Annotated in this window: 16 protein-coding genes; 10 read left to right on the forward strand and 6 right to left on the reverse strand. The window is 60.5% G+C overall.

From position 1 onward, the window contains the following. Both EGI20_RS06420 and EGI20_RS06425 read left to right on the forward strand, forming a co-directional pair. A partial coding sequence (locus EGI20_RS06420) for a hypothetical protein (protein ID WP_498630618.1) occupies positions 1-362 on the forward strand: 362 nt, incomplete at its 5' end. A 35-nt stretch (positions 363-397) separates the two neighbouring features. After that, positions 398-1,204, forward strand: coding sequence for an MIP/aquaporin family protein (locus EGI20_RS06425; RefSeq protein WP_498630508.1), 807 nt, complete (start codon positions 398-400; stop codon positions 1,202-1,204). Between the two features lie 44 nt (positions 1,205-1,248). Here EGI20_RS06425 and EGI20_RS06430 read toward each other — a convergent pair whose 3' ends face one another. Beyond that, entirely contained in the window at positions 1,249-1,833 is a 585-nt protein-coding gene (locus EGI20_RS06430; protein WP_498630620.1) for a phosphatase PAP2 family protein, read from the reverse strand. Between the two features lie 116 nt (positions 1,834-1,949). Between EGI20_RS06430 and EGI20_RS06435 the strand changes: the two genes are divergently transcribed. From EGI20_RS06435 to EGI20_RS06450, 4 genes are all read left to right on the forward strand, one after another. Further along, on the forward strand, positions 1,950-2,363 hold the full coding sequence (locus EGI20_RS06435) for a hypothetical protein (RefSeq protein WP_498630622.1): 414 nt from the start codon (positions 1,950-1,952) through the stop codon (positions 2,361-2,363). 85 nt (positions 2,364-2,448) lie between these two features. Continuing rightward, positions 2,449-2,670 (forward strand): hypothetical protein, encoded by a 222-nt coding sequence (locus EGI20_RS06440; protein ID WP_498630624.1) that lies wholly within the window; start codon positions 2,449-2,451, stop codon positions 2,668-2,670. A gap of 18 nt (positions 2,671-2,688) precedes the next feature. Next, the gene (locus tag EGI20_RS06445) at positions 2,689-3,318 is read left to right on the forward strand and encodes a YbhB/YbcL family Raf kinase inhibitor-like protein (RefSeq protein ID WP_498630626.1); all 630 of its coding nucleotides are present in this window, start codon (positions 2,689-2,691) and stop codon (positions 3,316-3,318) included. Positions 3,319-3,336: 18 nt separating this feature from the next. After that, on the forward strand, positions 3,337-4,236 hold the full coding sequence (locus tag EGI20_RS06450; RefSeq protein WP_498630628.1) for an NAD(P)-dependent oxidoreductase: 900 nt from the start codon (positions 3,337-3,339) through the stop codon (positions 4,234-4,236). On the opposite strand, the gene EGI20_RS06455 is transcribed toward EGI20_RS06450, so the two are convergent. After that, positions 4,214-4,681 carry a GNAT family N-acetyltransferase gene (locus tag EGI20_RS06455; protein WP_498630630.1) on the reverse strand — a complete coding sequence of 156 codons (468 nt, stop codon included), beginning with the start codon at positions 4,679-4,681 and terminating at the stop codon, positions 4,214-4,216. The genes EGI20_RS06450 and EGI20_RS06455 overlap by 23 nt on opposite strands. Positions 4,682-4,804: 123 nt before the next feature. Further along, positions 4,805-6,193 carry an aminopeptidase P family protein gene (locus EGI20_RS06460; RefSeq protein WP_498630632.1) on the reverse strand — a complete coding sequence of 463 codons (1,389 nt, stop codon included), beginning with the start codon at positions 6,191-6,193 and terminating at the stop codon, positions 4,805-4,807. A gap of 270 nt (positions 6,194-6,463) precedes the next feature. Here EGI20_RS06460 and EGI20_RS06465 point away from each other — a divergent pair, with 270 nt between their 5' ends. Continuing rightward, positions 6,464-7,009 (forward strand): DUF2059 domain-containing protein, encoded by a 546-nt coding sequence (locus tag EGI20_RS06465; RefSeq protein WP_124735554.1) that lies wholly within the window; start codon positions 6,464-6,466, stop codon positions 7,007-7,009. Between the two features lie 60 nt (positions 7,010-7,069). Here the strand turns inward: EGI20_RS06465 and hutC are convergent, their stop codons facing one another. Further along, positions 7,070-7,798 (reverse strand): histidine utilization transcriptional repressor HutC, encoded by a 729-nt coding sequence (gene hutC / locus EGI20_RS06470; RefSeq protein ID WP_498630634.1) that lies wholly within the window; start codon positions 7,796-7,798, stop codon positions 7,070-7,072. A gap of 137 nt (positions 7,799-7,935) precedes the next feature. Here hutC and EGI20_RS06475 point away from each other — a divergent pair, with 137 nt between their 5' ends. Both EGI20_RS06475 and EGI20_RS06480 read left to right on the forward strand, forming a co-directional pair. Beyond that, entirely contained in the window at positions 7,936-8,373 is a 438-nt protein-coding gene (locus tag EGI20_RS06475; protein ID WP_498630636.1) for an Mpo1 family 2-hydroxy fatty acid dioxygenase, read from the forward strand. Between the two features lie 93 nt (positions 8,374-8,466). Continuing rightward, entirely contained in the window at positions 8,467-9,009 is a 543-nt protein-coding gene (locus EGI20_RS06480; protein WP_498630637.1) for a hypothetical protein, read from the forward strand. 3 nt (positions 9,010-9,012) lie between these two features. On the opposite strand, the gene EGI20_RS06485 is transcribed toward EGI20_RS06480, so the two are convergent. Next, entirely contained in the window at positions 9,013-9,738 is a 726-nt protein-coding gene (locus EGI20_RS06485; RefSeq protein WP_498630639.1) for a 16S rRNA (uracil(1498)-N(3))-methyltransferase, read from the reverse strand. Positions 9,739-9,858: 120 nt separating this feature from the next. Here EGI20_RS06485 and EGI20_RS06490 point away from each other — a divergent pair, with 120 nt between their 5' ends. Then, a complete protein-coding gene (locus EGI20_RS06490; RefSeq protein ID WP_124735549.1) occupies positions 9,859-10,650 on the forward strand; it encodes an inositol monophosphatase family protein in 792 nt (263 codons plus the stop codon). Between the two features lies 1 nt (position 10,651). On the opposite strand, the gene rarD is transcribed toward EGI20_RS06490, so the two are convergent. Then, positions 10,652-11,554 carry an EamA family transporter RarD gene (gene rarD, locus EGI20_RS06495; RefSeq protein WP_498630641.1) on the reverse strand — a complete coding sequence of 301 codons (903 nt, stop codon included), beginning with the start codon at positions 11,552-11,554 and terminating at the stop codon, positions 10,652-10,654. Between the last annotated feature and the right edge of the window lie 48 nt (positions 11,555-11,602).

The following is an 11,602-nucleotide window of genomic DNA, read 5'->3' on the forward strand; positions in this document are numbered from 1 at the left end:
TCAACTTCGTCCACATCATGGGCATGATGTTTGCCCTGCATGCAGTCATTCTCGCTGGCTGTGGCTGGTTCTGGCCGCGCCATGGCCGGGCAGGCACAATCGACTTCCGTCTGGCCGATGGCGAACAATTGCCGGCACACCTGCGCCCATGGCGCTATGCCAAGCTGACCAGCGTGCTACTCGTCTGCCTGCTGATATCAATGTACCTGACGTTCTCGCCACTGGGCTTTGCCACTGTTGGCGGCCCCGGTCTGCCATACGGTATGTTGATGGGTACGCTCTGGCTGCTGTTCCTGGCATACGCCGTACGGCATCTGCGCTGTCTTGCCCGCAGCCCGGCACCGGCAATAGAGACAGTCTGATCGTGCCGCAATATTCGATAAAGGAAACGATACATATGGCGGATACCCTGCCGACACCAGCGGCAGGCCCCAGCCTCGCCGGAGCCTGTCTGGCCGAGTTTATTGGCACGGCACTGCTGATTCTGTTTGGAGTGGGCGCCGTTGCCGGCATGCAACTGTCGGGGGCCAATTTCGGCCAGTGGGAAATTTCTCTAACCTGGGGACTGGGCGTCGCGCTGGCGGTCTATGTCGTCGCGGGTGTATCCGGTGCGCACCTGAATCCGGCGGTAACACTGGCGCTGACGGCATGGGCCGGCTTCGAGCGCCGGCGAGCCCTGCCCTACATCTTCGCACAGTGTGCGGGAGCCTTCTGCGCGGCAGCCCTTGTTCTGGCTCTCTATGCACCATTGCTGGCCGGCTGGGAAAGTACACACGGGATTATCCGCGGCACACCGCAAAGCGTGGCCAGTGCCGCCATCTTCACCACCTTCGCCCATGCCAGTCTTGGCAATGTGCAAGCCCTGCTGGTTGAGACCGTTATTACCGCGATCCTGATGACCGGCATTCTGGCGCTGACCGACCCGCGTAACGGCCCATCGCGCGGCTTTGCCGGTGCCTTGCTGATTGGTCTGCTGGTTGCCGTGATTGGAGCCTCGTTCGGCCCCCTGACCGGCTTTGCGATGAATCCGGCGCGCGACTTGGGTCCGCGGCTATTCATTGCACTCGCCGGCTGGGACGCTGTCGCTTTCAACGGTGGACGTGCCAGCGATTACTGGTGGGTACCGGTACTGGGTCCGCTACTGGGCGCACAGATCGGTGCCCTGCTCTACCTGAAGCTGATCTCGCCACACCTGCCACGCTAATCCTGCTTTGCCCCCTATTTCGCATTGAACCCAAGCTCCCGACGCTACCAGCTAGCAGGCGCACGGCCGGACAGATAAAGCGCCAGCTGGGTGATAAAGTCCTGCGAAGGGGCGCGCAGGCCGAGCAGCGCACCGGCAGCCACCAGCAGGCAGACTGCGATAATCAGGCTGGTCTGCTGCGGCCGGCCGCTCTTACCCTGCATACGCAGAAACAGGATGGAGACCCACAGGCCCAGCGCACAACCACTGATCACCTCAGACGGGGAATGCGCTCCGACCACCACCCGTGAAACGGCTACCGCCAGCGCCGCGCCCATACCTAGCAGAACTCCGGCACGCCCAAGGCCGGATCGATAGCCTTCCAGCAGCAGATAACCCAGCACCGGCAGGATAGAGGCCGACATAAAGGCATGGCCGCTGAAACCGGTAAAACGGATGGCCGGGATACCTATGCCCCAGCCGATAAAGGCCAACTTGCTGGACAACACCAGCAGGCTGCCTGCGCCCAGCAATAGCCACCAGGCGAGGAACTGGCTCCATGTGCGGCGCAGGGCCAGCCACAGGCCGATGGCCAGCGCGGCGGGAATCATTACGGCAGAGTCGCCGAAGTTGGTCAGGGTATGCCACATGCGGTCATGGTGGGACAGTCTGCCGCAATAGGCAAACCTGCTGGCGCGGTTTCCTGAGCAGGGCCACCATCGACTACAATCGCGCCCTATCCATCTTATTCAGCGAGGGCCGTACCATGGCCGGCAAAAAGAAAAGCTCCACCCAACCCGATGCGGCCATGCAGGCCGCGACACTCAAGCGCTTCGAGCGCGCACAAGCCGCCTGCCATGCCGTGATCTCGGCCTTTGACGGGTTCGAGACGGACGGCGGTTTCGAGGCGCGCGAACCTGCCTATAAATATGCCCAGATGTGTCGCGTTTACGCCAAGAAGCTGCGCAACAGCAAGGTGCTGAGCAGCGCCGATTTTGATATTGCCGTCGGCCTGTGTACTGCGGCACGGCGCGCGCTGCATCTGCTTGACCCCGAGCTGGTTTTTGCCGGCCTGCCGCAAGCAGAGGCGCTGCAAACCATGGCGCCGCTAGCCTATGGCGTGCTGGACGACAACTTCAAGCTGGGCGGCCCCAACAGCAAACGGCCACGCCCGTTCTGACGCCATCGCGCCAGTGAAGCGTGGCGCCAGCGTCTAGACTGGTACTCATTGCCCGCAAAGTGGGCCCGCTGCGAATGGAGCCGGAATGAGTACGCTGTTTACGCCCATGCTGCTGGATGCGCTGACGCTGGCCAACCGCATCATTGTCGCGCCGATGTGCCAATACTCGGCCGACGAGGGCGAGGCCGAGCAGGCGCTGGGGCGCGTTATCCGCGCCATCCGCCGTTATTCCGCCATGCCCTTGGGTCTTCAGCTGGCGTACGCCTACAAAACCCTGTTCAACGAGCCATCTGTGCCGCAAGGCTGAATTCTCAAGGAGACCTTCATGCAACTCTTTAGCGACAGTTTTCAGGATAGTGCGCGTATTCCCGGCAGCTACGCCTTCGCCGTACCGGCAACAAGCGGCCATATCGCTCTGTCCGACAACCTCAACCCGCATCTGCGCTGGCAAGGCGAACCGGCAGGCACCCGCTCGTTTGCGCTGGTGTGCCATGACCCGGATGTGCCCAGCGTAGGCACCGATGTCAACATAGAGGGGCGCACCATCGCGGCCGATCTGCCGCGTACCGATTTTTTCCACTGGCTGCTACTGGATATCCCGGCGACCACCCACGACATTGCCGAAGGCAGCCATAGCCGTGGCGTGACCGTAGGCGGCAAGGCGGGGCCGGCTGCACCGGGCGGCATGCGTCACGGCATCAATGACTACACCGGCTGGAATGCCGGCAACCCCGACATGGCTGGCGACTACTACGGCTATGACGGCCCGTGCCCGCCATGGAACGATGCCCGGCTGCACCACTATGTGTTCACCCTGTATGCGCTCGACACCCCCAGCCTCGGTTTGGGCGAGCGCGCGGACGGCGCGACGGTGCGGGCGGCGATCGCCCGCCACACGCTGGCCAGCGCCAGCCTGACCGGCAGTTACAGCCTGAACCCGGCACTGGCCGGCTGAAAACAGGGGAACGGAACAATGAGCAGAATCGCATTTCTCGGCCTGGGCGGCATGGGCTCGCGCATGGCCGGACGGCTGGCGATGGCGGGTTACCCGCTGACAGTATGGGACCGGTCAGATGAGCAGCGCCGCCTGCTGGCACACCATGGCGCCCATATGGCCGAGACGCCGCGTGCGGCGGTCAAGGATGCCGATGTGGTGATTACCATGCTTAGCGACGACACGGCCTCGCGTGCAGTGTGGCTGGACGCCAAAACCGGCGCACTGGCCGCCCTGGGCGATGATGTGCTGGCGATAGAATCCGGCACGCTGTCATCCGCGTGGATACACGAGTTGTCTCAGGCGCTGGGCAGTGCCAACTTTCTGGATGCTCCCGTCTCCGGCTCGCGCAGTCAGGCCGAGACAGGCCAGCTGGTATATCTGGTCGGCGGCCAGGAAAGCGCCTTCCGCCGCGCCCGCCCCATACTCAAGACCATGGGCAGCGTGGTGCATCATGTAGGCGGCAATGGTCAGGGCGCGCAGCTTAAGCTGACGCTCAATGCGCTGCTGGGTACGCAGATGACCGCCATGGCCGAGATTCTCGGCTTTCTGGCCAAGGCCGGCGTCGACCCCGACCGGGCACTGGACATCATCAGCTCCACCCCCATCGCCAGCCCTGCAGTCTGTGCCAGCGCCCGGCTGATGCTGGCACGCAACTTTGCGCCGCAGCTATCGCTGGATCTGCTCGAAAAGGATTTCCGCTATCTGCTGGAGGCGGCAGGCGTACTGGAGGCCGAACTGCCCACCAGCCAGGCCGTCCATCAGGTGCTGGCCATTGCCCAGGCCCGCGGCTTCGGCCGCGACAATGTCAGTGCGCTGGTGCGCCTGTTCGACTGGCCGCAGGCTAATTCGGCGCTCAATCCGTCCGGGCCAGCTTGAGCGCATAGCGCCCGAACACGCTGTCGCGCACATAGCCCAGCTTGCGGTACAGCGCCTGTGCCGCCAGATTGTCATGCGCGGTTTCCAGCAGCATGCTGTCGGCACCGCGCTCGGCGGCCAGAGCATGCGCCGCCTGCATCAAGGCCAGTGCAATGCCGTGGCCGCGCGCTTCCGGCTCGACAAACAGGTCGGACAATAGCCAGCTTGGTGCCAGCGCCAGCGAATCAAACCCCGGATACATCAACACCAGCCCCAGCCCTTCGCCCTCCTCGTCCTCGGCCAGCAAGACCATGGCCGAGCCATCCGCCAGCCGCGCCGCCAGATAGGCCCAGCTGTCTGCCATGCGCGGTTCCAGGCCGTAAAACACCCGGTAGGCAGTAAACAGCGGCAGGATGGCATCGATATCCTGTGATTCGGCCAGACGAATTCTGACATCCCGACTCATGATGACTCTCTCTTTGTACGGATGCTGACAAGCTAGGAGCAAGCCGAGCCAAGCGCAAGCAGGCCGGACAGCAGACGCAAAAAAACCGCCCGCAGGCGGCTTTCATGCAACATTGCATCCGGTTTAAGCGGCCATCACCGCTTCGACTTCGGCCACAGTCTTGGGGATAGGCTCGCCCAGAGTGCGGCTGCCATCGGCCGTAATCAACACATTGTCTTCCAGACGGATGCCGCCGAAATCGCGGTACTCCAGGAAGCGGGCGTAGTTGATCAGACCGGCGTGGCGGCCTTCGGCCTGCCAGGCTTCGATCAGTGCCGGGATAAAGTAAATACCGGGCTCGACGGTCAGCACCATGCCGGCCTTGAGCGATTTGGCCAGACGCAGATAACCCAGACCGAACAGCTCGCTGCGCACCAGCCCTTCGCCGTAGCCGACCAGATCTTCACCCAGCGCTTCCATATCGTGCACATCCAGCCCGATCTGGTGGCCCAGGCCATGCGGGAAGGCAATGGCATAAGCGCCCGACTCGACGATTTCCGCCGCATCGCCATGGAAAAAGCCCAGCGCCGTCATTCTTTCGACCATCACCCGTGCCGCCAGCTTGTGCATATCGAGATAACGCACGCCCGGGCGCAGTGCGGCGATCACGCTTTCCTGCATTTCCAGCACGATCTCGTAAATGGCACGCTGGCTGTCGCTAAAGCGCCCGCCCACCGGAATGGTGCGGGTGATATCGCTGGCGTAGCCGCCGGCCGAGGTACAGCCGGTATCGTTCAACGCCAGATCGCCGGCTTGCAGCTGACCCTTGTAGTGCTCGTTATGCAGCACTTCGCCGCGACGCGAGAAAATGGACGGGTAGGCCAGATGCAGATCCTGGCTGCGCATAATGCCTTCCATGGCACCGACCGCCTGATACTCGAAAGCACCGGGGCGTGCCGCACGCATGGCCGCGATATGCATCTCGCGCGTCACCGCCAGCGCCGCTTCCATTTCGGCGATTTCGACATCCTGCTTGATTTCACGCAGGGCCACCACGGCATGGGTCAGCGCCACGGAAAAACCAGGCTTGATGGTATCGCTGCTGCATTCGAGCAGGCGTGCCAGCTCCAGCACCGTTTCGCCACGGTAAGGCTGCAGATAGTGCACCGGACGGCCGGCTACCTGCGCCGCATGTATCGCCGTTGCCAGCTGGGCATAAGGCCGGGTGATGCCGACACCGACATCGGCCGCACGCGCGCTCAGCGCCGGCAAGGGGCCGGTCCACACAATGTCCGCGACCTCAGGCTCGTCGCCATACAGCGCGACCTCGCCCTGATCCAGATCGAGCACGCCGGCCAGACCCTGCATATCCAGACCGAAGAAATAACGGAAGCTACCGTCCTGCACGAAGTGGTAGGGGTTATGCGCGTAATTCATCGGCGCATCGACATTGCCCAGCAATACCACCAGACCGGACAGGCCGGCATCCGCCAGCCGGGCACGACGGGCGCTATAGATTTCTGCTGCAAACATAGTGTGTGTGTCCTTGCGTGTAAGTGCAGCCTTGAGCTGTGGTGTTTTGTATACAATCGACTAACTTAACATAGCGTAGCCACCCTGTACCAGACAGCGTAGCAACTAACCGACCCCAAGTTTTAACAGTACTGCCTATTGAATACGGGCAATACACCACAATAGCTGCTTCAATGGAAAAATAAGCATTTGCACATGCCTTTGACCAAAAGCACAGCAAATGCCAAACTGCTTTCCCTGTGCACCTGGCTTAATTGAAAAGGAAACCTCATGTTCGCTCAACGCCGCATCGCCGGTCTGCTGTCCGCCCTGCTTCTGGCTGTACCCATGATGGTTCAGGCCGCGCCTGCAGCCGATACGGCCGCGGTCAAGGAACTGATCAGCGCAACCCGCATCAACGGCATGCTGCCTATGCTGGCTCAACGCGCCGCCACCAGCGCTGGCCCACTGCTGCAAAAATACCTGGTCGACAACAAGATCGAGCTGACCGCTGAACAGCAGAAAAAAGCACAAGATGGTCTGAAAGCCTATGGCGATGGCCAGATGAAGCTGGTGAAGGACTACTTCGACTCCAATGCGACCAAGCAACAATTCGAACAGGCTCTGGTAAACAGCTACGGCTCCGCCTTTACCACCGCCGAGATCAAGCAGATTACCGCCTTCGTCAAAACGCCTGCCGGCCAGAAATGGCTGCAGTCCAATGGCGCAGTCATTGACCGTGCCGCCGCCGATGTAATGCAGTCCGCACAAAAAGCGCTGCTGCCGAAAATGGAAGCCGCAGCCGCCAGCTACGGCAAGAGCATCAGCGGCAAGTAAGCCTCTGAAAAATAGACAAAAGGCCACACCGCTTGCGGTTGTGGCCTTTTTTTATAACGACTAGCTGTCCAGCAGCACGCGCGAGTGCAGGCTGTAACGGTGCCCGGGATGCCACAGCCGGGTAAAGCTCACCAGATTCTTGTGAGAATGGCTGTGGCGCTGTACCAGTAAGCAAGGCTCGTTGGCATTAAGCGCCAGCAAGCTCTGCTCCCGCAGACCCGGCATGACTGCAGAAATGGCATGCTCTATTTCGGTCAGGCTCGCGCTACGCCGCAAATAACTGTTCGGCGTCTCGCTGCTGAAATCCTGCGCCAGATAATCCGGCACCCAGTGCGGATGTACAAAACGCTCTTCCAGTTGCACCGCCAATCCGTCCTCACGGTGCACGATCAGCGAATAGTAAAGACGCGTCCCGGGCTCGACTTCGAGATATTGCGCCGTTTCCTGATCTGCTGCCAGCGCACACAGGCTGACGACATCCGCCACATAATGATGACCGCGGGTATGGATTTCCTGCCGGATATTATTGACGTCCAGTAAAGGCGCGGCCACCTTGTTTTCCGCCACATAAGTGCCATCGCCGGCAAAACGCAGCAAGACCCCTTCATCGCTCAGTTCGCGCAAAGCTTTGTTTACCGTCATGCGCGACACAGCAAAATCCCTTGCCAGATCAAGCTCGGACGGGATTTTGCAGCCGGGCAAATACAGCTGGCGATGGATGCCATCCAGGATATGTTCCTTGATGCACTGGAAACGGGGCTTGGCGGTCTGGTTCACAGCAATGTCCATAGTAGGGTTTTCTTATTCTAACGATGGACGATGCAATGCCCTATTGCCAATAGCCGCAGGTTTGTTCCATATCAAACGCCTTGCCAATCCTGGACGGCGAAAGCTATTGTCTTGGAATAAAAAGACGGAGATCAGGCATGACTTTGACGCAATGGCTGGACGACTATGGTGATAGCCACCGCCACCCGACCAATATCGCCATCCACAAGCTATGTGTACCCGCCATCGTGTTTGCCGTATTCGGACTGGTCTCGTCCATTCCTGCCCCCATTAATCCGGCCTATGTCCTGCTGGCACTGGGTCTGCTGTTTTATGCGCGGCTATCCTGGCGCATGGCGCTGGCGATGGGTCTTATGTGTGGTGCCATGCTAGGGCTACTGGCCTGGCTGCCCGCGTTTGGCATTCCGGTCTTGCCACTGTCGCTGCTGGTCTTTGTGCTGGCCTGGATAGGTCAGTTTATCGGCCACAAGATAGAGGGCAAGAAGCCTTCCTTCTTCAAGGATGTGCAATTTTTGCTGATAGGCCCGGCCTGGACGCTGGCGCATCTGTTCCGTGCCCTGCACCTGAAGTTTTAAACAGCAGTCTTGCCATATAGCACACGCCAGGCGCAATCACCTTGCGGGCTGACGTATAATGACGGCGCTACTTACCACAGGCAACGTCATCGCATGTCCGGACCTATCGCACGCTACTTACCTATCCGCTTCAACAATGGCAACTCGATCAGCCGTTTTGCCAAACATTGTCCGCAGTGCCAGCAACTGGTCGCAGCAGACAATATGGCAGGTGAGGCTGTCATGGTTCAAGACCGTCTGTTTATCGTCGCGCTGGCGCGCTGCCCGGGCTGCAACACCGAGTTCAAGGTGAGCTGCGTGATCACCGACGACAAGCGCGTGCATAAGGCCCTGCTGCCGCAATGGCTGCTGCTGTTATGGCTGCGTCAGGCGGCCCCGGCCAAACTGCCTGAAAAAGATGCCCAGGACTGGGAGCTGGAACTACCGGCAGCACAAGGCGTATCGCTGCCGGCAGGGGTAGAGCCGGTACCATCGGAAGAAATTGTCGGCCGCTACGAAAACGCGCCCATCCCGGCCACCTTGCAATGCGGTGCACGCCGCTTCGTGTTCGACCGTATCCAGCCCGGTGCCAGCCATGCCCAGCTTAGCGACAGAGAACTGCTGTTTTCAGGCAATCTGGTTTACCGCGAAGTCTGAGCCTCAGCAGTAATCTCCCCAGCGCGTCTGTACCGCCGCCACCGCAGCCAGTGCGGCGGTTTCCGTACGCAGCACGCGCGGCCCCAGACGCAAAGGCGTCCAGCCGGATGCCAGTGCTGCCTGTTCTTCCTGTCCGGAAAATCCGCCTTCGGGCCCGGCCATCAGCCATAGTTTTTGCGGTGCACACGCGAGATCAGCCAGCTTGCGCTCGCCCAGTGGCGACAGGATCAGACGGGCATCGGCTTCGGGCGGGCGCGCCAGCCATTCTTTCAGCGTCAGAATAGGGCGGACTTCAGGAATGGTATTGCGGCCGCACTGCTCGCACGCCGACACCACGATTTCCTGCCAGCGTTCAATGCGTTTTTGCGCGCGGTCGCCCGACAGACGGACGATGGAGCGCTCGGTAGATAGCGGCTGAAATACGCTGACCCCCATTTCCACCCCCTTTTGCAGGGTAAACTCCATTTTGTCCCCGGCCGATATGGCTTGCGCCAAGCCCAGCCATACCGGACTTTCGCAGTCGGCAGGCAAATGGGGGCCGATCATGCAGCGCGCATCGCGCTTGCCCAGCATCAGCAAAGTTGCCGGATATTCGCCGCCCTGGCCGTTGAACAAGGTGATGCTGTCTCCTGCCTGCAAGCGCAAAACCTGGATATGGCGCACCACTTCCTCCGGCAATGAAAATTCCTGATCGGATAAAAGTGGCGTGTCGACGTAAAACCTTGGCATTATTGGGTCATCCCGAGATAAGCAGGCGGAACGGATATTTTATCCGCACCGCAATATAATGAGTTCGCTATTATAGCGTTCGGCCGGTGTTTGACCGGCATCCAGCAAAAGGCCGCCAGTATGCATGTTGTCGATCAGGTGATCAGTGCCGTGCGCGAAGTCGCACAAACCGAAGTCATGCCGCGCTTCCTGCATGTGGGAGCCAGCCGCAAGGATGACGGTACGCTGTTTACCGAGGCCGACCTTGCCTGCCAGCAGGCGCTGTCCAGTCTGCTGCCGCAAATCCTGCCCTATCCGGTACTGGGCGAAGAAATGAGTCCGGCGGAACAGGATGCCTTGTGGCAGGAAAACCAGGATGGCTTGTGGGTGGTCGACCCGATAGATGGCACCACCAACTTCGTCAACGGCCTGCCTTATTTTGCCGTATCGGTGGCGCTGATGCGCCACGGAAAAAGCGAAATCGGCGTGATCTATAACCCGGTGGCCGACGAAATGTTCTACGCGCGCCGCAAACTGGGTGCCTATCTGAACGGCAGTCGCCTGCCGCTCAAGCAGACCGCCAAACCCATCAGTGACGCCATCGCCAGCATAGACATCAAATATCTGCGTTCGGTGCGTCTGGCCTCGCGTATACACAGCGTGGCGCCCTGTGCCAGCCAGCGCAATATGGGCTCCAGCACGCTGGACTGGTGCTATCTGGCCAGCGGCCGCTACGATATCTATCTGCATGGCGGCCAGCGGCTATGGGACTACGCTGCCGGTGCCCTCATCCTGCAGGAGGCCGGCGGTTGCATCGCCACGCTGGACGATGACGACTACTGGCAGGGGCCGCTCTGGACACGCTCGGCCATTGCCGCCATCAACCCGGCCCTGTTTACCCAGTGGCTTGGCTGGGTACGCAGCAACCGCTGATTCAGGTGCGGCGCGTACGCAGTGCGCCGAACAGGCTGACGCCGGAATACAGCAGCAAGGCGCTCCAGATCAGGCCGTAACCAATCAGACGCGTGCCGGAAAAAGGCTCGTGATACAGCCAGACCCCCAGCAAAAACTGTATGGTCGGCGACAGGTATTGCAGCAGGCCCAACGTAGTCATCGGCAAGCGCCGCGCGCCGGCACCAAACAAGAGCAACGGGATAGTCGTCACGATACCGGCGCCAATCAGCAGCAGATTGATCCCGCTGGCGGCGTGACCAAACACCCCTTCTCCTTGCGCTTCAAACCACAGCAAAGCCCCTAAGGCCAGCGGAAACAATAGCCAGGTTTCCAGTGCCAGTCCTTCCAGCGACGGCAGGTGTGCGGTCTTGCGCAACAAGCCATAAATGCCGAAAGACACTGCCAGCACCAGCGCAATCCATGGCAGCGTGCCCACGCTGAACGTCAACCAGGCAACCCCCAACGCCGACAACGCGACCGCGATACTCTGCAGTCGCGTCAACCTTTCCCCCAGCACCAGCCATCCGAGCAGAACATTGACCAGCGGATTGATGAAATACCCCAGACTGGCCTCGATCACCCGGTTATGCGTCACCGCCCAGATATACACCAGCCAATTGCACGACAACATGGTGGCGGAAACGGCCAGCAAAGCCATACGCCGCTTGTCGCGCAGCGATTCGGCAAGCCAGCCCCATTGCCCGCGTATCGCCAGAATCAGGGTCAGCAGCAAGGCCGACCAGACGATGCGATGGGCCAGAATCTGTAAGGCCGGCACTTCGTGCAGCGGTTTCCAGTACAAGGGAAACAAGCCCCAGCACAGGTAGGCGCCAGCAGCAAAAACCAGTCCCTGACGGGTACTGGCAGAAGAAAGGGTAGTCATGGCAGGCAATCGGGTTTCAGCAGAGGAAACCACATTAACACATATGGA

Source organism: Aquitalea sp. S1-19 (assembly GCF_024343515.1).

Bases quoted from the DNA above. Each gene is read 5' to 3' on its own strand.
- EGI20_RS06465 (WP_124735554.1), top strand. From the start codon at position 6,464: ATGTTCGCTCAACGCCGCATCGCCGGTCTGCTGTCCGCCCTGCTTCTG.
- EGI20_RS06490 (WP_124735549.1), top strand. From the start codon at position 9,859: ATGCATGTTGTCGATCAGGTGATCAGTGCCGTGCGCGAAGTCGCACAA.
- EGI20_RS06430 (WP_498630620.1), bottom strand. From the start codon at position 1,833: ATGTGGCATACCCTGACCAACTTCGGCGACTCTGCCGTAATGATTCCC.
- rarD (WP_498630641.1), bottom strand. From the start codon at position 11,554: ATGACTACCCTTTCTTCTGCCAGTACCCGTCAGGGACTGGTTTTTGCT.
- EGI20_RS06455 (WP_498630630.1), bottom strand. From the start codon at position 4,681: ATGAGTCGGGATGTCAGAATTCGTCTGGCCGAATCACAGGATATCGAT.
- EGI20_RS06450 (WP_498630628.1), top strand. From the start codon at position 3,337: ATGAGCAGAATCGCATTTCTCGGCCTGGGCGGCATGGGCTCGCGCATG.
- EGI20_RS06440 (WP_498630624.1), top strand. From the start codon at position 2,449: ATGAGTACGCTGTTTACGCCCATGCTGCTGGATGCGCTGACGCTGGCC.
- EGI20_RS06425 (WP_498630508.1), top strand. From the start codon at position 398: ATGGCGGATACCCTGCCGACACCAGCGGCAGGCCCCAGCCTCGCCGGA.
- EGI20_RS06460 (WP_498630632.1), bottom strand. From the start codon at position 6,193: ATGTTTGCAGCAGAAATCTATAGCGCCCGTCGTGCCCGGCTGGCGGAT.
- EGI20_RS06485 (WP_498630639.1), bottom strand. From the start codon at position 9,738: ATGCCAAGGTTTTACGTCGACACGCCACTTTTATCCGATCAGGAATTT.
- EGI20_RS06480 (WP_498630637.1), top strand. From the start codon at position 8,467: ATGTCCGGACCTATCGCACGCTACTTACCTATCCGCTTCAACAATGGC.
- EGI20_RS06435 (WP_498630622.1), top strand. From the start codon at position 1,950: ATGGCCGGCAAAAAGAAAAGCTCCACCCAACCCGATGCGGCCATGCAG.
- EGI20_RS06445 (WP_498630626.1), top strand. From the start codon at position 2,689: ATGCAACTCTTTAGCGACAGTTTTCAGGATAGTGCGCGTATTCCCGGC.
- EGI20_RS06475 (WP_498630636.1), top strand. From the start codon at position 7,936: ATGACTTTGACGCAATGGCTGGACGACTATGGTGATAGCCACCGCCAC.
- hutC (WP_498630634.1), bottom strand. From the start codon at position 7,798: ATGGACATTGCTGTGAACCAGACCGCCAAGCCCCGTTTCCAGTGCATC.